This window comes from Selenomonas sp. F0473, assembly GCF_000315545.1.
Classification (GTDB): Bacteria; Bacillota; Negativicutes; order Selenomonadales; family Selenomonadaceae; genus Centipeda.
In genome coordinates, this window is the sequence record NZ_JH992902.1 from 1,299,222 (window position 1) to 1,318,017 (window position 18,796).

At 61.3% G+C, this 18,796-nt stretch carries 14 protein-coding genes and 1 riboswitch; all 14 genes read right to left on the reverse strand.

Translation table 11 applies throughout. The features are described 5' to 3' along the window. Positions 1 to 6: 6 nt before the first annotated feature. The 14 genes from HMPREF9161_RS05985 to HMPREF9161_RS06050 all read right to left on the reverse strand — a co-directional run bounded on the left by HMPREF9161_RS05985 (position 7) and on the right by HMPREF9161_RS06050 (position 18,694). On the reverse strand, positions 7 to 1,920 hold the full coding sequence (locus HMPREF9161_RS05985) for a nickel-dependent hydrogenase large subunit (RefSeq protein ID WP_009728793.1): 1,914 nt from the start codon (positions 1,918 to 1,920) through the stop codon (positions 7 to 9). Next, positions 1,917 to 3,008 carry a hydrogenase small subunit gene (locus HMPREF9161_RS05990; protein ID WP_009728794.1) on the reverse strand — a complete coding sequence of 364 codons (1,092 nt, stop codon included), beginning with the start codon at positions 3,006 to 3,008 and terminating at the stop codon, positions 1,917 to 1,919. The genes HMPREF9161_RS05985 and HMPREF9161_RS05990 overlap by 4 nt, the downstream gene beginning before the upstream one ends. Positions 3,009 to 3,271: 263 nt before the next feature. Next, a riboswitch (molybdenum cofactor riboswitch) is annotated at positions 3,272 to 3,417 on the reverse strand. Positions 3,418 to 3,520: 103 nt separating this feature from the next. After that, positions 3,521 to 4,558, reverse strand: coding sequence for a hypothetical protein (locus HMPREF9161_RS05995; RefSeq protein ID WP_009728795.1), 1,038 nt, complete (start codon positions 4,556 to 4,558; stop codon positions 3,521 to 3,523). Positions 4,559 to 4,577: 19 nt separating this feature from the next. Further along, positions 4,578 to 5,540 (reverse strand): M23 family metallopeptidase, encoded by a 963-nt coding sequence (locus HMPREF9161_RS06000; protein ID WP_009728796.1) that lies wholly within the window; start codon positions 5,538 to 5,540, stop codon positions 4,578 to 4,580. Positions 5,541 to 5,704: 164 nt separating this feature from the next. After that, entirely contained in the window at positions 5,705 to 6,226 is a 522-nt protein-coding gene (locus HMPREF9161_RS06005; protein ID WP_009728797.1) for a DUF4446 family protein, read from the reverse strand. Between the two features lie 24 nt (positions 6,227 to 6,250). Continuing rightward, on the reverse strand, positions 6,251 to 7,390 hold the full coding sequence (locus HMPREF9161_RS06010) for a ParB/RepB/Spo0J family partition protein (RefSeq protein WP_009728798.1): 1,140 nt from the start codon (positions 7,388 to 7,390) through the stop codon (positions 6,251 to 6,253). Further along, on the reverse strand, positions 7,377 to 8,141 hold the full coding sequence (locus tag HMPREF9161_RS06015) for a ParA family protein (protein ID WP_009728799.1): 765 nt from the start codon (positions 8,139 to 8,141) through the stop codon (positions 7,377 to 7,379). The genes HMPREF9161_RS06010 and HMPREF9161_RS06015 overlap by 14 nt, the downstream gene beginning before the upstream one ends. Before the next feature lie 37 nt (positions 8,142 to 8,178). Then, positions 8,179 to 9,141: a 6-phosphofructokinase gene (pfkA, locus tag HMPREF9161_RS06020; RefSeq protein WP_009728800.1), complete on the reverse strand. Its 963-nt coding sequence runs from the start codon at positions 9,139 to 9,141 to the stop codon at positions 8,179 to 8,181. Positions 9,142 to 9,479: 338 nt separating this feature from the next. Beyond that, on the reverse strand, positions 9,480 to 10,802 hold the full coding sequence (gene dnaB / locus HMPREF9161_RS06025; protein ID WP_009728801.1) for a replicative DNA helicase: 1,323 nt from the start codon (positions 10,800 to 10,802) through the stop codon (positions 9,480 to 9,482). A 36-nt stretch (positions 10,803 to 10,838) separates the two neighbouring features. Continuing rightward, on the reverse strand, positions 10,839 to 13,172 hold the full coding sequence (locus tag HMPREF9161_RS06030; protein WP_009728802.1) for a S16 family serine protease: 2,334 nt from the start codon (positions 13,170 to 13,172) through the stop codon (positions 10,839 to 10,841). 3 nt (positions 13,173 to 13,175) lie between these two features. After that, entirely contained in the window at positions 13,176 to 13,619 is a 444-nt protein-coding gene (rplI, locus tag HMPREF9161_RS06035; protein ID WP_009728803.1) for a 50S ribosomal protein L9, read from the reverse strand. Then, entirely contained in the window at positions 13,597 to 15,603 is a 2,007-nt protein-coding gene (locus tag HMPREF9161_RS06040; protein WP_009728804.1) for a DHH family phosphoesterase, read from the reverse strand. Before HMPREF9161_RS06040 ends, rplI begins: the two co-directional genes overlap by 23 nt. 126 nt (positions 15,604 to 15,729) lie before the next feature. Beyond that, positions 15,730 to 16,686, reverse strand: a complete 957-nt coding sequence (locus HMPREF9161_RS06045; protein ID WP_009728805.1) for a YybS family protein — start codon at positions 16,684 to 16,686, stop codon at positions 15,730 to 15,732. 190 nt (positions 16,687 to 16,876) lie between these two features. After that, a complete protein-coding gene (locus tag HMPREF9161_RS06050; RefSeq protein ID WP_009728806.1) occupies positions 16,877 to 18,694 on the reverse strand; it encodes a hypothetical protein in 1,818 nt (605 codons plus the stop codon). Positions 18,695 to 18,796: the final 102 nt, after the last annotated feature.

The following is an 18,796-nucleotide window of genomic DNA, read 5'->3' on the forward strand; positions in this document are numbered from 1 at the left end:
CGCCCCCTATTCGTCTATACGGACGCCCGCGTAGGGATCCGTCGTCACGACGCGGATCTTCTCTCCCTTCGCGTTGAAGAGGTGCGTCGAACACGCCATGCACGGATCGAACGAGCGCACCGCCTTGACGATCTCGAGCGGCTTATCGGGGATCTTGACGGGCGTATCCATCATGGATGCCTCGAATGCGCCGTGTCCCTCCGCATCGTCGCGCGGGCAGGCGTTCCACGTCGTCGGGACGACCGCCTGATAGTTTGCGACCTTGCCGTCCTTGATAACGACCCAATGGCTGAGCGCGCCGCGCGGGGCTTCGTAGAAGCCGACGCCCTTCGCTTCCTTCGGCCACGAGGAGGGCTCCCACTTCTCGTTGTTGACAACGGCGGTATCGCCCGCCTTGATGTTGGCGACGAGCTTATCGAAGAAAAATTTGCTGATTTCCGCCTGGAGCTGCGCGTCGAGGGCGCGCGCCGCCGTGCGGCCGACCGTCGAGGGCAGCCATGCCTCGGGCGGGACGCCGAGCACCTTCGTCACGGCGTCGACCTGATCGACGATCATCTGCTCCGCCCATGTGAGATCGCCGAGCAGCCCCTGTTTCGCCTTCGTATAGAGGACGATGTAGCGTGCGAGGGGGCCGACCTCGCAGAGCTTGCCGCGCCATTTCGGCGTCTTGAGCCACGAGTATTTCCCCTCTTCGTTGAGCGCCTTCCACTCGGTCTTCGTGCCTTCCTTCGGCTCCGTGTAGTTCGGGTCGGTGACGCCCTCCCACGGATGGAGCGCGTTCTTGTCGCCGCCGGGGTATTTGTACCATGCGTGATCGACGCTCTCGGCGATGACCTCGGGATCGGAGACGTCCGCCATGCTGAATTCATGCACCTTTGCCTGCATAACGCCGCCCGCAAAGTCCTCGACGACGCCGTTGCAGCGCACGAGCAGATCGCTGAAGAAGTCGCCGTTCGTGGCGCCCGAGAACGGTTCCTGCGGGAACATACCGAAGGCGAGGCAGCGTTTTTTCGCAAGCCCGCCGCCCGAGACGTAGCCCTGTTTAACGTAGAGCGCGCCGATGGCGAGCACGTCCGGCAGGTAGTAGTCGTTCATCATATCGCGCGCCGCGTTGATGGAGCGGTCGACGATGGCGAGCCGCGCCGCGTTCACGGGGGCGTTGCCGTCCTCCATGGAGATGGAGCAGGGCATACCGCCGAGCACATAGTGCGGATGCGGGTTCTTGCCGCCGAAGACAACGTGTGGAACGACGAGATCCTTTTGTTTATCCAGCATCTCGAGGTAATGCGAAATCGCCATGAGATGCACCTCGGGCGGCAGCATCTGAAAGTCCGGATGATCCCACCACTGCGCCGAGAAAATGCCGAGCTGACCGCTCTCCACGATCTTTTGAATCTTCGCCTTGAGCGCGGCATAGTAGGCGGGCGTCGCCACGGGCATATCGTGCGGATACGCCTCGGTGTCGAGCCCCGCGGGGCCGCGGAAGGGGAGACGATAGGTGTCGAGCACCGTATTTTGCAGCGCCGCCGTCGCCGCGGGGTCAGCCTTCAGCGCCTCGAGAGGACTCACCCAGTCGAGTGCGTGCAGGTGGTAAAAATGGATGATGTGATCCTGATGCCCGAGGCACGCGGCGATGATGTTGCGGATGTAATGCGCGTTCTTTGGAATCGTGATGCCGAACGCATCCTCGACGGCGCGCAGACAGCCGAGCGCATGGGACGACGTGCAGACGCCGCAGATGCGCTGAATATACGCCCACGCGTCGCGCGGGTCGCGGTCGTGCATGACGAGTTCGAGCCCGCGCCACGCCGTGCCGGAGGAAACTGCGTCCTCCACCTTGCCCGTTGCCTCGTCGACCTGAATCTCGACGCGCAGATGTCCCTCAATACGGGTGATCGGGTCTACAACAACGTGTTTCATTCATGCACCTCTTTCCCCTCATGCGCCGCGCGCTGTTTCTCGTGATAATGCTTCTGCACGAGACTCGCGCCCGCGTGTGCCGCGACGCCGACCGCTGTGGCGACGGCAAGCCCCGCGCCGACGGTGTCGATGTCGATGCCGCTATACTCCGGCAGGCGGCGCGAGAATGGCGCCTGATCCCAGAAGTTCGCATTGCTGCACCCGATGCACGCCGCGCCCGACTGGATCGGATACGACATGCCCTGGTACCAGCGGAGGTTGCCGCAGGAGTTATAGGTCTCGGGACCTCTGCAGCCGAGGTGATAGAGGCACCAGCCCGCCTTTGCCCCCGCGTCGTCGTAACGCTCGGCAAACATGCCCGCGTCGAAGAACGGACGGCGGTAGCAGGTGTCGTGAATCCGGTTGCCGTAGAACTGTTTCGGCCGTTTCTCCGCATCGAGCGGCGGCAGCGTGCCAAAGAGGGCGACATGCATCAATACGCCCGTCATGACCTCGGGGATCGGCGGGCATCCGGGGACGGCAATGTAGGGCTTTGCCCCGATGAGCGAGCGGATGCCGCGCGAGTCGGTGGGGTTCGGCGCCGCCGCTTGGATGCCGCCCGAAGTGGCGCAGGTGCCGTACGCGACGACGGCCTTTGCGTCTGCGGCAACACGCTTCAGCGTGTGCTCAAACGCATGCCCGCCCGACATGCAGGTGTAGGCGCGTTCGCCGACAGCGACGCCGCCTTCGACGGCGAGGATGTACTCGCCCCGATACTTTTCCATCGTCTTTTCGAGATGCTCCTCGAACGGCGCGCCGCAGCCCGCGCTGAGCACATGACTGTACTCGAGCGCAACCATGTTGAGTACGAGATCCGATGCGAGCGGCGCACCCGAACGGATGAACGACTCGTCGCAGCCCGTACACTCGTGCCCGTGCAGCCAGATGACGACCGGCAGCGGCTTTGTCTCCGCGGCCTCGACGACCTTCGTGAGACTCTCCGTGCTCAGTCCCATGAGAGACGTCAGCGTGACGCACCCTTTCAGAAAACTGCGCCGGCTCATCCCCTTCGCAAGGTAGGCCTCCCATAGACTTTCCCTCTTGTCCACTCTCCTGCCTCCTAACATCATACACAGTGTTCACCATATATTTTAATGAGAAACGATGAACTCATTAAAATTTTTTTCATCACATACCCTGTCCGATAAAAGCGATACCGCACAAAGTGTCCGCCAATGATTCTCCCTCCGCTATGGACGCGGAAAAGGGGAACCGTCTCCCGTACCCATGTACGACAAACAGTCCACCCTGCGCGGCCGCACGGTTGCTCAGTCCATGCCGCCGTTCGAAAATACAGGTCTCGCCTGCGGCAGCGGTGTATTCGTCGTTTCCTTTTCGATCATGGGAAGGCATGGCATTTCTACGCATACCCGCGCGGATGCGGATCAGTCCGCAGCGCAAACGCGGTATCGCAGGCGCGGAGCGCTTGGATATGTTTGCTCGGAAACGCGGAACAATAGCGATTCTCTATAGTTCCATATTTTATTTAATAGTATCTTCATACTATCAGGATTCCATACCGCTGTCAATAAGTCTCGGCAATGCTAATGAAAAATTTTATTTATCGTTTGGCTTTCAGACTGCGCGCCGCCTTCTTCACGGCATCGCGCTCCTGCTCCGCCATCGTGCCCGCGCGGATCTCGGCAGGTTCTCCCGTACGCGCGCTCTCTGCGAGGATCTCCCCGCCGACACCGTAGGCGATGATCTCATAGGTGCGTACGGTATTCTTCTTCACGTTCAGGACGCGGCGCTGAAGGGTGTAACGAAGGTCCCTATATGCCTCGTCGCGCATGGCCTCCGCAAACTGCGCGCTGCCCAGATCGTTATAGAGGATAAGCTGCCAGTAAGAGATCGTGTTGTCGTCGTTGCGCGCCATCTTGCTGCGGTCGACGAACCACCCGCGCCGCTCGTCGCCCTCGACGAATGCCCAGTCGCCGTCCGCGAGCGTGACGCGGTCGATCGCGGTCACATCGCCGTACGCCGTATCGGAACGCGACGCGGTGCCGCTGCGCGGGTCGGCGGAGCCCCGCCCCTCTCTGCCCGCGTCCGTTCGATCGGCGGAGGCGGCGGCACCGTGGCCCGCCTCATGGCCGGCGCCGTAAGCGGGTTCGCCTTCCTCATCCGTATCGGCAGCGGCTTGTCCCGTGCCGACTCGATGCCGCGGATCATCCGCGTCGGGCGAGAATACGGCATGTGCAGCGGTATTTTTATCATCCGCATCTTTGTCGGTATTTCGCTCGGGCGGGGCCTTTGCGGCGGTGCCGTCCGTATCCGCGGCATCCGCAGAATCCGGGGCATTGCCGTGGCCGCCCGCGGGATTCGCCCCCTCTTCTTTATCGGAGGCTTTCTCCTTGCCGCCCCTTCGGGCGTCGGCCCCGTCCTCCGCCGCACCGCTGATCTCGTCCATCTCCTCCGCAAGGGCTTCGTCCTGATCGGCGGCTTTTTTCTCCTGTACGGAAGATTCCGCCGCGCCGCTCTTGGCGGCGGACCCATGCTCCTCGGCCGCCATTACGGCGTGGATTTCCTTCTTGGTCGCGGTTTCCCCCGCGGCAGGGAGAAGCGCGATGCCTGCGGCAAGCAGGAATACGAGTGATCTCATGCGAACATTCCTTTCTCTCTCAAAGGTACGGCGCGGGGTTCACGGGCTGCCCGTTCAACCGCACTTCGTAGTGCAGATGCGGACCCGTCGAGTGTCCCGTCGAGCCGACGTAGGCGATGATCTGACCGCGCCGCACATGCTCGCCCGCCGTAACGGCAACCGCCGAGGCGTGTCCGTAACGCGTCATAACGCCGTCGCCGTGGTCAATGTCGACCATGTTGCCGTAGCCGCTCCCGCTCCACCCGGCGGCAGTGACGACGCCGTCGGCGGTCGCGACGATGGGCGTCCCCGTATCGGCCGCGATATCGATGCCCTGATGGAACTCCGTACCGCCGAAACGCAGCCCGTAGGGCGAGCTGATGAATCCGTTTGTCGGCCAGCCTGCAGGCGTTCCCGCGGGCGCGTCGGTACCGAGGATTCCGGCCGCCGGATAGGTATTCTGTATGAGCGTGCCAAGCGTATCAAGCGAAGCGTGTCGTACGCCCATATGCGCTTCGAGGACATCGAGCGCTTCGCCGATATCGTCGACCGTAGGTTCGTGCGGCGCGCCTCCGGTCGGCGCGCTGTCGCCCACCTGCGGGTTCTCGTCCGCCGGCGCGGCGGGCGGTGCGCCGACAATCGCACGCAGGCTGTCCTCCGTGTGCTGGAGCGTGGATAGTTCTTCCTGCATAGCTGCGGCTCTTTTCGAGACCTGCAGGATCTGCTCCTGTTGGATGCGGTTTGCCTCACGCAGCTGCGCCGTCTCCGCCGCATGCCGATATGAGTGCATGAGCGTGTATACCGAGAGGACGGACGCCGCGATGATGAAAAGTATGCCCGCGCCCGCACCGATCATGATCATGCGTGCGGCACGCAGGGAGAGGTGGACGGAATGCGTCACATCGCTCTCCGTATCGAAGAGCCGGATCGTATAGCGCTTTGTCCCGGATGCGGCGGCGCCGTTTTCGGCCGCGTTTTGCGTTTCATTTGTCGTATCGTTCAATGATTGCTCCTATATCGATAGAATAAGATGTCTGCCGTCCCCCTATCCTACCTTGACAAAATGAAAACCTGCTGAGTTTCCAGCAGGTTTATTTGCAGACGGCGCAATATGTAAGCGGCGGCCGATATTGTGCCGATACGGGGCGCGAACTTCCCGTGCCGCGCCTACCACTGAATGGGAAGCGACTGCCCCATCGCCTCCTTCAACACGCTTTTTTCTTCATCCGACAGCGCATACTCCGATGTGCCGCCCTTGACGGGCTTGACGTAACTGCGCGAATCCTCGCGGGCAAAGATACTGGAGAAGATGATGCCGTCGTTGTTCGCGTCGAGCAGGGCGACGGCATAGCTGAGATCGCCGCCCATATCGTCAAACGCACGGAAGCGGACGGCAGCGGTGCGGACGAGGGTGCGGCGGAGGAACTGACGAATGAGTTCATTTTCCTCAAGAATACGCGTATTCGTCGCCGCGACGTCCTCCACATCCTTCACGTGCTTGATCAGCATGCCCTCGAGATCCTGCGCCTCCGTGCCGCGCATCATGGCGCGGTAGCGGGACCGCATGCCGCTGATACGCACCATCTGATAGACGACGAGAATGAGCAGGACGAGGATGAGGATCATGGATGCGAGCAGAAGCGCCGCTTCGTTGGCGGCGATATACTTCACGAGATTTTGCAGAAACACTTCTTTTCCCTTCTCTTTCTTCCCTTAGACGGTGAACTTCTGCGTGGAGACTGCACGCAGAGCCGCGCGCTTATCCTCCTTCGCCGCACCGTCTGCCGCTGTGAGGAGGCCAATGAGCCGCTCGAGGTCGTCCGCGGAGAAATAGCTGATCTCCAGCTTCCCCTTGCCCTGCGCCCGCCCTTCTTTGATGGCGACCTTAGTCCCAAGGCTGCGTGTGAGGCGCTCCTCCGCCTCGCGGATGAAGATATCCGGTGCGGGGCGTTTCGCCTGCGTTTCAGTCGTTTTTTTGAGGATATTCGGGTCTTTTAAAAGGCGTTTGACAAGGGCCTCCACGCCGCGCGCCGAGAGTTCGCGCTCTTGGATGTACTCGGCTGCCTCGCTCTGGAGGGCCTTGCTCTCGAGGGCAAGGAGCGGGCGTACCTGGCCCATGGTCAGGACGCCGTTCGCGAGAAAGGCCTGTACGGACGCGGCAAGGCGCAGGAGGCGGACGCTGTTGGCAATCGCCGAGCGGCTGCGCGCAACGCGGCGAGCGAGCTGTTCCTGCGAGAGTTTGAACTCGCTGAGGAGACGCTCGTAGGCGTGTGCCTCTTCGATGGGATTCAGATCCTCGCGCTGGAGGTTCTCGATGAGCGCCATCTCTGCAAGTTCCGTATCGGTCGCCGTACGGAAGACTGCGGGCACCTCTTTGAGGCCCGCGAGTTTCGCCGCGCGCAGGCGGCGTTCACCCGCGACGAGTTCGTATGCGCCGCCCCCGATGTCGCGGACGATGAGCGGTTGGAGGATCCCGTGCCGCGCGATGGACTCACGCAGCTCCTCGAGGGCACCCTCATCGAACTCGCGGCGCGGCTGGAACCTGTTCGGCCGTACGGCAGCAACGGCGAGCATCGCGGGGGTGCCTGCGGCTGCGGCCTGCTTTGCGGGCGGCGTACCAGCGGCAGTCTTTGCCCGGGGCCCGGCTTTTCGTGTGCCGTCTCCGCTCTTTTTCTGTGCGGAAGCCTTTGCGGCCCCCTGCGCCGCCGCGGCTGGTTTTGGTGCGACGCCGCTCTTCTCCTCCGCGGGAACCGCGCTCCCGGCCGCAGTCTCCGCGGCCGGATGCAGCAGGCTGTTTTTCCCGAGGCCGAAGGCTCCGAGTCCGCGGCCGAGCCCGTGTTTATTTTTCTTCACGCTGCATCACCTCCCTTGCCAGTGCGATATAGGTCTCCGCGCCGCGCGACGTGATGTCGTACGAGGTAATCGGCTGACCGAACGACGGCGCCTCCGAGAGGCGGACGTTGCGCGGGATCAGGGTCTCATAGAGCGCTGTCCCAAAGACGGCGCGCACCTCGTCAACGACCTGCGTCGCGATGCGCGTGCGGCCGTCGTACATAGTCATGACGACCCCCTGGACGACGAGCGCGGGGTTGGCGCTCTCCTGCACGAGGCCGATGGTGTTCATGAGCTGCGCGACCCCCTCGAGCGCATAAAATTCGCACTGAATCGGAATGAGGACGGAGCGGCACGCGGTGAGGGCGTTGAGCGTTAAAAACCCGAGCGACGGCGGGCAGTCGATGAAGATGTAGTCATAATCGCGTGCAATCTCTCTAAGCGCGTCGCGCAGGCGCGTCTCACGCCGTTCCAGCCCCGCCAACTCTACCTCGGCTCCCGCGAGCTCCATATTTGAGGGCAGGATATCCACACGATAGTCGGACGCGATGCGCGTGTCCCGCAGACTGCGGCCGCCGATGAGCACTTCATAGGTAGTCGCTTGAAGGGTATTTTTATCTATGCCAAAGCCGCTGGTCGCATTCCCCTGCGGATCGATATCGACAAGCAGGACGCGGCGCTTCGCGCGCGCGATAGCAGCGGCAAGATTGACCGCCGTCGTCGTCTTGCCGACGCCGCCCTTTTGACTTGCAATTGCGATGATATGTGCCACAGGATCATCCTTTCCGGCTTCTTCTTTGTATGCTGGGTCAGCACAGCACCTTCGCGAGGCGGAGGTACTCCGGATCGAGCTTCTTCTTGTTGTTCACGGCATCGTAAAGATTGACCGAGACGACATGACCGTTGCTGTAACCGAACACCACCCCCGAAAGCCCCGAGATGAGCGAGAGCGCCGCCTGCTCGCCGAGCTGGCTTGCCCGTACGCGGTCGATGACCGACGGGGCGCCGCCGCGCTGGATATGGCCGAGGACGGAGACGCGCGTCTCGATATCGGTATGCTGCGCAATGTAGTCGCAGACATCCTGTCCCCGCGCCGCACCTTCGGCGACAACAATGAGGATGTAGCGTTTTCCGCGTTCATAGGCTTCGGATAGGCTGTCGGTAATCTGCCGGAGGTCGAATTCCTCCTCCGGCACGATAATATACTCTGCGCCGCCCGAGATACCCGAAACGAGGGCAAGCCATCCGCAGTTGCGCCCCATGACCTCGAGGACGATCACGCGGCGGTGCGCGGAGGCGGTGTCGCGCAGCTTGTTGATGGCGTCGATGATCGTATTCGCCGCAGTATCGCAGCCGATCGTGTAGTCCATGCCCCAAACGTCGTTGTCTATCGTGCCCGGCAGGCCGACGATGGGGAACCCGTATTCTTCCGAAAGGCGCTGCGCGCCGCGCAGGGAACCGTCGCCGCCGATGACGCAAAGGCCTTCGATGCCGCGCTGAATGAGGTTCTCATACCCAAGCCGGCGCCCCTCCGGCGTCTGCCACTGTTCGCAGCGTGCCGTGCCGAGGAATGTGCCGCCGCGCTGAATGATATCGCCGACGTCCTTGGACTCGAGTTCGCGCAGGCGCTCCTCAATGAGACCCTGATATCCGTCGCTGATGCCCCAAACCCGCACGCCCTCGTAGAGCGCCGTCCGGGCGACGGCGCGCGCCGCGGCATTCATGCCCGGACTGTCTCCTCCGCTCGTCATGACCGCAATGCTCTTTAACATCGCAATTCCCCCTGCCCATTTGCAAAATACACACGCTCCGCCTGCATCCATTTTCCTAAACTTCCTTCATCATATCACAAATGACAAAAAAAATCCCCTATTTTTTCAGGGGATTGGACGTTTCACGTGAAACAATTTGGAGGCGAGGCTTTATGCGGGACAATTTTATTCGGCGCCAACTGCAAATATTCTACTTCAAGATGCAGTCTAAGCGACACGGAAGTTTCGATGCGTGGCGAGGAATGACGAGAACGCGAGGGAAGGTGTAGTTAAAAGCCTACGTCGACCGAAGCGTTTGACGACATGACGATGCCGGGCGCGAAAATCCCGCGTCACGTTTATGGTTCGCGGGCAAGGTCGCGGAACCTGGTATACTCCTTTTGGAAATACAGCTTGACCGTATCGGTCGCGCCGTTGCGGTGTTTGGCGATACTGAGCTCCGTAATGTTCGCGTTCTCCGTGTCCTGATTGTAGTAATCCTCACGATAGAGGAACATGACGATATCGGCGTCCTGCTCGATGGACCCGGACTCGCGCAGATCGGAGAGCATCGGCCGCTTGTCCGAACGGCCTTCGGTCGCACGCGAAAGCTGCGAAAGGACGACGATCGGCACGCTGAGCTCACGGGCAAGTATCTTCAGCGAGCGCGTCATCTCCGCCACGGCAAGTGTGCGGTTCTCCACACGCCCCGGCGCCTGGATCAGCTGGAGGTAGTCTATCGCGATAAGATCGAGTCCGTGCTCCGCCTTGAGGCGCCGCGCACGCGAGCGAATATCCGTGACCGTCGTGCTGCTCGTATCGTCGAAGTAGAGTTTGGTCTTCATGATGCGGTCGGCCACCTTCACGAGGCGCTCCCACTCCGCATCATCGAGCTCGCCGCGCGCAAGATGCGTCGCGTCAATCTGTCCCTCCGCGCAGAAAATACGATGCATGAGCTGCTCCCGCGGCATCTCGAGGGAGAAGAAGGCCACCGTTTTCCCCTCCAGCGCCGCATGTGCGGCAACATTTAGGACAAACGCCGTCTTGCCCATGGCCGGACGCGCCGCCACGATGATGAGGTCCGATTTCTGGAGGCCCCGGGTCACGCTGTCGAGGCGCGCAAGGCCCGTAGAAAGGCCCGTAATCCCGCCCTTTGACTTGGACAGTTCATTCAGACGGTCTACGGCGTCAAAGACGACACGCTTCGCAGGAATGAACGACGCCGTCGTCTGCCCGCCCGCAATCGCGAGGATCTTACGTTCCGCCTCACTCAGTTGTACGGCAATCTCATCGCCGGCCTCATAAGCCGCGCCCGCAATCTCCGTACTCACATCGATAAGACTGCGGAGGATCGCTTTTTCCTTGACGATCTTCGCATAATGTTCTAGATTCGCCGTGCTTGGCACGGCGTTCGTGAGGTTCGCAAGGAAGGAAATTCCGCCGACCTGTTCGAGGAGGCCGGATTTCCTCAGAGCCTCTGTTACCGTAACGATATCTACGGGTTCTCCCGCGCGAACAAGCCCCTCCATCGCGTCAAAGGCGGCGCGATGCGCCTGACGATAGAAGTCCTCGGCACGCAGGAGTTCGAGGGCCTGCGTTGCGGCGCTGGGCTTCAGCATCATCGCGCCGAGCACAGACAGTTCCGCCTCAATATTCTGCGGCGGTATACGGCCTTCCGGCATAGTTTTTCTCCTTTCGTCGATATCTGCTGCGGAGGCTCATGCAGGCTCCGCCGTTTTATGTTCCGACGGCAAAGTTTCCTTGGGCGGCTTTTCTTTCCACGAGTCGTCCGTAAAGAGGACGGCAAAGGCATCCTCCGCGCGTTTCAGGCGATGAATTTCAAGATCAAGATGCGCCTCGGGAATATCCTTCTCATTCTCCCACGGGATGATGAGCGTGGTAATCCCCGCCTGGCGCGCGCCGTACGCCTTCTCAAAAACGCCGCCGACCGGCTTGATCTCTCCTTGGAGCGAAATCTCGCCCGTAACCGCGACGTCCTGGCGAATCGGCACGCCGGTCACGGCGCTGACAATTGCGGCAAGAATTGCCGTTCCCGCGCTGGGCCCGTCGATGTTGCCGCCGCCGATCGCGTTGACGTGGATGTCGTAGTCATGGAGATCGCGTCCCGTGAGGCGGCGCATCACCGCCGCCGCGTTAAACACAGAGTCCTTTGCCATGCTGCCCGCCGTTTCGTTAAACCGCACGGTCCCTTTTCCTTTTTCAGCGGCAGGGAAGGCGACCGCCTCGATCTCAATGATGGAACCGAGGAACCCCACGACACCGAGGCCGAAGACACGGCCGACCGCAGGCGTGTCGGACGCCTTTTTCCGTCCAAACGGATAGAGACGGCTCACCTGTGCCACCTCGTAAATATCGCCTCTTGTGACAACAACATTGAGATTTTCGGTGCCTGCAAGAGCGCTTGTTTCACGTGAAACAGGCTCATCCGGGTTCGATATGTGCGCAGCATTCGACGCCGTCTGCACGGTGGAAGAGGGAGCCTCTCCGTTATCGGGAGTGCCGCACGCCGCAGCTCTATGCGCACCGCCCGAATCGGCGGCCCCTGAAGACATTGTTTCACGTGAAACGTCCGCGGGCGCGCCGTTTCTTACAGTTTCTTCCGTGCCGCGAGCGGCGTCCGGCGCGGTGTTTTTCAGTTCATGTTTTTTTTGCAGGCCAAATGGCCGACGGGCCGTCTCCGCATCGGCATTCTCCGGTGTTTCACGTGAAACAATTCGGGCGATCTCATCGTCGCCGAGGCGGTTGAGGGCGAGGCTATAGGCGTCGGCAAGGATATTAATCGCTTTGCGCCCCTCGACGGTGTACTCGCTGATGAGCTCTGCCGCGCCGGGTGCGAGCGTCACATGCAGGCGCTTTGCCGCATTCTCCACGATCCGCAAGATATGCGCGGGCGTCAGCGGCTCAAAGTAGATCTCCGCACAGCGCGACCTGAGCGCGGGGTTAATATGGTCCGCATCCCGCGTTGTCGCCCCGATCAACACGAAATCCGCCGGTGCGCCCTCCTCGAACAGTTTCTTGATATAGGGCGGCACCCGCTTATCGTCGGGGTCGTAGTACGCCGACTCAAAGTATGCGCGCTTATCTTCAAGCACCTTGAGAAGCTTATTCTGCAGCATCTCGTCCATCTCTCCGATCTCATCGATGAAGAGGATGCCGCCGTGCGCCTCAGTCACGAGTCCAGGTTTCGGTTCCGGCACGCCGCTGTCCGCGAGGTTTTTCTGTGCTCCTTGGTAAATCGGATCATGTACCGAGCCGAGCAGGGGATTCGTCATGTCGCGCGGGTCCCAGCGCAGCGTCGTCCCGTCCGTCTCCACGAACGGAGCGCTCTCGGCAAAGGGGGACACCGCGCGCTTTTTCGCGGCCTCGAGCACAAGGCGCGCTGCCGTCGTCTTTCCGACGCCCGGCGGACCATAGAGCAGGAGATGTTGGGGGTAGGGGGAACTGAGTTTTGCCATGAGCGAGCGCACGGCCCGCTCCTGCCCGACGATCTCCTCAAAGTTCTGCGGGCGCAGGAGCTCCATCACCGACTGTGTAAGCCGCACGTTTTCGAGGGCCTCGAGATTCTCCCGTTTCTTCTTGTCGTGCGGCGACTCCGCTCCGGGGCTCTCCTCGGAGATTACCTGCCGCCGGATATCCTCCACGTACTCCTCATGGTCCTGCTCGAGCTTTTCGCTGACTTTGCGCTCGATGCGGTCCTCGAGGTCGCGGCGCGCGCGGATATCCGCGAGCTGCTCCGTCATATGCATGAGGATCTCCGGAATCTCCGCCTCTGCCGGCGGCGGCGAGATCAGGGGGTCCTCCTCGAGGATGCGCATGAGGGCGAGCACGCGCTCACGGCGGTCCTCCGACCGCATCAGCTTCATCGCGTTCATCTTGCCCGCTTCTATGACGAGGTTCTCCGTCCCCATCGTATCTGCAAGCATACGAAAGATAGCGGCAATCTCAATGTCAAGCGCCGCCTCCTGAGAAGGAGACGGCGGCACATCGGATGTACCGCCGTTTGATCCAAACAAATCCTTAAAAAAAGACATAGATTATTCCTTACGAACGTGAATCTTAATCGTTGTCGCAATGCTCGGATGAACCTTGACGACCGCCTCGTAAAGGCCTTCTCCCGTCACCTCTCCGCGGATGGCGATTTTGCGCCGATCCACGTCGATGTTGCGCTTTTTGAGGGCCTCCGCAATATCCTTGCCCGTCACGGCGCCGAAGAGGCGGCCGTTCTCGCCGATACGCACGGGGATGTCCACCTCGACTTTTTCGAGCTGCGCAGCCATCAGCCGTGCCTCGTCCGCCGCCATTGCGTCCTTGCGGGCCTTTGCCCCCGCCTGTGCCTTTGCCACGTTCACATTCTCTGTGCTTGCGGGCAGCGCGAGTTTTTTCGGCAGAAGAAAATTGCGCCCGTAGCCGTCCGCGACCTCGACAATCTCGCCCTTTTTCCCAATATTTTTAACGTCAGCCTGCAGTATCACTTTCACTGTGGTCACTCTCCTCTATATACGCTCTTGCCTGTTCGATAACGCCGGCACGCACCGCGCTGAGCGGGACGCCTTTCACTTGTGCGCCGGCCACGTTTGCGTGTCCGCCGCCGCCGAAATGCTCCATAATCACCTGCACGTTCATCTCGCCCGATGCGCGCGCGCTGATCCCCACCGTATCGCTGTCAAGCTGGAACACATAGATGCTCATACGCACCCCGTCCACACGCAGCATACCGTCCGCCGCCTGCGCCGCGATGATCTGCCCGTTCTGGAGCTGCTCCGGGATACTGCCGACGATGAGCCCGCCGGGGAAGAACTCCGCATTCGCTTTTGCGCGTGCGAGCGCCACCGTCGTCTCATAGTCGCTCTGGAAGAGGCTCCTGACGAGCACGGGGTCCGCTCCCGCGCGGCGCAGGTATGCCGCCGCGTCGAATGTGCGGATCCCCGTATTCACGTTGAAATTTTTCGTATCCACGACGATTCCGGAATAGAGCGCCGTCGCCTCAAACTTCGTCGGCCTGATATTATCGCCGAAATACATCAGCAGTTCGGTCACGAGTTCGCTTGCCGAACTCGATGCCGTCTCGATATAAACCAGCAGGGGATTCTTCACAAAATGTTCACTGCGGCGGTGATGGTCGATCACGACCACCTTCGGAATGCGCTCGAGGAGCGTCGGATCCGCAAGGATGTGGGGGATATGTGCATCCACCACGACGAGCAGAGCCGATGCCGACGAAACGCTCACGATATCGCCGGCACGGACGAAGAGATCCGCGTAGATCTCCTCCTTCATGAGCACATCCTCAAATCGATCGATGCCCTCGTTCATATCGCTGAGCACGATGCGCGCTTTTTTCCCAAGCGCCCGCGCCATGCACGCGACGCCCAGCGCCGCGCCGAAGCAGTCGTAATCCTCGTTGTGATGCCCCATGACGTAGACCTCGTCCGCGCTCTCCATGATATCGCGCAGGGCGTGCGCCACAACGCGCGCCTTCACGCGCGTGTGTTTCTCCACGGCCTTGGCCTTCCCGCCGAAGAACTGCGTCTTGCCCGCGATGTCAAGCGCCACCTGATCGCCGCCGCGGCCGAGCGCAAGGTCCAGTTTCGCCTCCGCCTCCTCGCCGAGTTCCTTCAGCGACTGGTCGGCGGCGAGCGAGAGACCGATGGAGAGCGTCACGGGGAGGCCCTTCGTATTCGTCAGTTTGCGTACCTGATCGAGAATATCGAACTTCTCCGCGATCGCATGATCGAGCGCCGCACGGTCGAGGAGAGCCACGAACTCACCGTCCGAAACGCTGCGCATGAAGCCGCCGAGACTGTTCATCCAGGCGTCGAGGCGCTCGCGCACGGCAAGTAGGAGCATCGAGCGCTCCGCCTCCGTCTGCCCCTGCATGATCTCGTCAAAATTATCGAGTTGGATGTAGAGAAGGGCAGTGCGGCTCGCATGAAAACGCTCTCGGAGCGTCGTGAACTCCGTCTGGTCCTCCACATAGAACGCCATGAGCGGATCCAGCTGCGGCGGCGTCGGGAGCGGCCGGTGGTAAACATGGTAAGTGCGCCCCGCATGCGAGAATCGGTACTCGCCCTCGGTGCCCCATACCGGGTCGACCACAAGCTCCTGCCAAAAATCCGCAACCGCGGTGCCCTGTTCCGGTTCCACGCCGCCGAGATACTGTCCCAGCTGATGATTGCACCATTCCAGATGCCCGTCCTTGCTCACCACAAGGATCGCCTGCGGCAGACGGTCCACGGCGTAGTTCATGACATTATTAACATTGCGAATAATGCTCATACAATAGCGTTCAAATCGCCGTTCTCTGTCATGACATCGTTCCCACGCAAATGCGGCAAGCGCCGCCCACAGGACGAGCGCCGCCATGCCGACGTAGGAATTGTAACAGAATGTCACAAGCGCCAGCGCGAGCATAACGATCAGATGGATCGTCAGATCGATCCACGCGGATAAGTTCCGCGGCATAGTATCACCTTCTTCAGGAGGGCGTATAGGGTGCGGCCTCCTTATTTTTACCGCTATAAAGCGTGCATCAGAATTTTATTGTATGGTTATCGTCTATTCAGCTAATATTTTATAATAAAACTGCTCTCATGTTTCACCGTGCATCTTCCCGCGGTAGTCGTAGACCATATCGACGAGCCCCGTCCACGAAACGACCTGTGTGATGACCGCATTCACCGCAACGAATACGTAGAGCAGCGTGCGCACAAGCGGCGACAGTCCGAAGCGTTTCATCATGAAGTGCATGAGCGAGAGTCCCTGGATCAGCCCCGCGAAGAACGCGATGAGATAGACGTTCAGCGCCGCCCGGTAGAGCAGCGCGATATCGCGCGTCGCGCCCCAGTAGAGGCCGACGAGCGCAAAGCCGAAGAGATAGGGGAAGAGTACCGGCAGGCGCCACTCCTCGAACGGCGAGAACGATACGGTGCGGATTCCCAGACGAGCAAGCGCCTTGTACAGAACCGTCATAGAGAAGCCCGCCTCGATGACGGCGCTCGTCACGAGGAGGGAGGGCAGCATCTGGAGAACCGTCGTCATGACCCGTTCCATCGCCGCCCGCGTCTCCGTCAGCTGCGCCTCGTTCATGCCCAGCGCGCGATAGATATCGATCGTCTGCTCCACCGCCCGGCTCATCTCCGACGGTTCGAACACGAGCGGATTCATACCGAAGATCGCAAGCACCAGTCCCGCACTGATAAGTTTTCCGCCGAGCGCAGCCCCGGCGCCCGCCATGAGCACCTTGACCGCATCCATATGACGCCGCAGGAGCGCGCCGATCGCGAGCCCCGTCGGTGCGAACGCCAACACGAAGAAGGCCCCCATCGCCGGCGTTGCAAAGAGCGTCAAGATAAGGAGCGAAGTCGCCGTCATGAGCAGGCCCCAAGGCAGGCCGGCACGCACGACAACCAACGCGACAAAGACCGGCCAGAGCGCTCCCATGACCATGGTCAGCATCGGCAAGTAGATTGCCGCGAGCGCATAGACTGACGCTGCGGCCGTCATTACGCCCGCAGTCGCAACAGGGCGCGCATATTGCTCGTTCATCCCGTATCCTTTCGGCGGCCCCGCCGCCCGCTGTCCCCGTTAAACACGCTTCCTTATTATAGCAGGTTTTAAGTGTGCTGTCACGGACGGCGGGCGAAGCGAAATTTTCAATATCGCACGCGCCGCCGCCGGCGATCTGTCAGCCGAATCGACGGATTTCCTCACGGAACGCCGGCGGACCTCCGTTTTATTACGGCTCGCTATGCGTCGGCGCGGCGCGCAAGCGCCCCTCGTCGATGATCCCCGCCATGCGCAGCAAATACTGTGCGTTCGTCGTCCTACACCGCCCCTCGCGTATCTTGAAATCAAAGAGAATCTTATCTCCCTCGTAATGCTCCTCAAAGTGCGCGTTTGCGATGGGAATTCCCTCGCGGCCAAGATCGCACAGCTCGAAGTCGTGCGTCGTCACAATCGTGATCGCATGCGGCAGCGTCAGATACCGGATCGCCTCGCGCGCACCGACGATACGGTCGGCGGAGTTCGTCCCGCGGAAGATTTCGTCAATCAGGATGAGCATCGGCCGCCCCTTGCGGCTGTACGCCATCATTTTCTTGATACGCAGGAGCTCCGCATAGAACGTCGAAATCCCGCCCGCGAGATCGTCGTGAATCTGTATCGACGTGTAGACCGCCATCGGCGTCAGCGCAAACGACCGCGCGCACACAGGCGCGCCGGCGTATGCAAGCACCGTATTGGAGCCCAGCACGCGCATATACGTTGTCTTTCCGGACATATTCGATCCCGTGATCACGAGCGTGCCCGCCGTGAGGTTCGCGTCATTCGGCGTCCCCGCCTCCTCCGTCAGCACCAGCGGCATCGCGCCCTCGGCCGTGAGACGCGGCGCGGGCTCGTCGAGGAACCGCGGGAACGTATAAACCTCGCGCGTATGCCCGATCATCGCGAGCGAAAGCAGCAGCTCCATCTCCGCCCAAACGTCGAGCCAGGCGCCCGCCGCCGCGCCCGCCCGCCGGCGCCAGAGCGCAAAATACGCGCGGCAGTGGAAATCCCAAAGGAAGAGCGCATTTGCGAGGATAAAGAACACGAAGTTCCGCCGCATCGCCACACAGTCCGCGAGGCGTGTCAAGCGGCCCTGCGCCCGCGTCGCACGCAGGGGGACAAAGAGCGGCGCAAGGATCCCGCGCAGAGCGTCGCCGCGCAGGGGGGCGCGCTCGAGCGCACGAAAGATATTCCCGTAGAGCCGCAGTTCCTGCGCCATGCGGCCGAGCGGCGCGAGCACGCGCTGCGTCCGCGGATAAACCGCGAGCGCAAGCGCCGTATTGACGGACCATATCGCGAGCGCCGGCGCCCATGAGCCGCCGCCAAAGGCCGCCCATAGGAACGATCCCAGCCCCGCAAGCGAAAAGAGCGTCCCCGCCGTGAAGTAGAGACGCGGCGAGATCGCCGGCGGCTCCGCCAGCTCCCGCACGAGATCTCTCGTATCGTGTCCGTCCGGCAGACGCGCCCCGCGCGCCGCCAGCTCGAGGCAGAGCAGGGGATGGGAGAGCAGCTCCCGCACCGCCGCTTGGCGCCGCTTCGTCTTGAGGAGATCCCGCGGCGCCGCCGAAAGCGCCCGTGCGAGGCGATCGCGCCCCGCCTTTGTCCGCGCGCAGCAAAGATACTGATAGAGCGACGCCGTGCCGAAGATATGCAGATCGCGATCGGGCGGGCGCTTTTCCTTGCGGTACTGCGCGCCCGTCACAGGCTCATTTTTCCAATCGCCCGTGAACCGCGCGAGATAGGCCGCCACGACGCCGAGATACGCCCGCATGAACCGCCTGTGCCGTTCGAGCCGCGCATGCCGGACCACAAGAATCGCAAAGAGGATCAGCAAAAACAGTCCGAGCAGCATCTCGCCGGGCAGCCGGCGGTCATAGCCGTGGATCAGCAGCGCCGCCATCAGCGGGAACACAAGCGAGCGTGCGAGCACCAGCCGGCGGTTCTGTCTGCGCAGCGCATTGATGAGCGCGAGCGTGTTCTCCCATGTATTTTCGTAGAATGTTTTCTTCAAAAGACACTCCTTCTCCATCTGTCGTTTGATTTTATTATAGCACAGCGCCTCTGTGTGGACAATTTCTCTCCGAACTGGTAGAATATGGACACTTCGGTCAAC

Bases quoted from the DNA above. Each gene is read 5' to 3' on its own strand.
- dnaB (WP_009728801.1), bottom strand. From the start codon at position 10,802: ATGCCGGAAGGCCGTATACCGCCGCAGAATATTGAGGCGGAACTGTCT.
- HMPREF9161_RS06045 (WP_009728805.1), bottom strand. From the start codon at position 16,686: ATGAACGAGCAATATGCGCGCCCTGTTGCGACTGCGGGCGTAATGACG.
- HMPREF9161_RS05985 (WP_009728793.1), bottom strand. From the start codon at position 1,920: ATGAAACACGTTGTTGTAGACCCGATCACCCGTATTGAGGGACATCTG.
- HMPREF9161_RS06030 (WP_009728802.1), bottom strand. From the start codon at position 13,172: ATGTCTTTTTTTAAGGATTTGTTTGGATCAAACGGCGGTACATCCGAT.
- pfkA (WP_009728800.1), bottom strand. From the start codon at position 9,141: ATGTTAAAGAGCATTGCGGTCATGACGAGCGGAGGAGACAGTCCGGGC.
- HMPREF9161_RS06040 (WP_009728804.1), bottom strand. From the start codon at position 15,603: ATGCCGCGGAACTTATCCGCGTGGATCGATCTGACGATCCATCTGATC.
- HMPREF9161_RS05995 (WP_009728795.1), bottom strand. From the start codon at position 4,558: ATGAGATCACTCGTATTCCTGCTTGCCGCAGGCATCGCGCTTCTCCCT.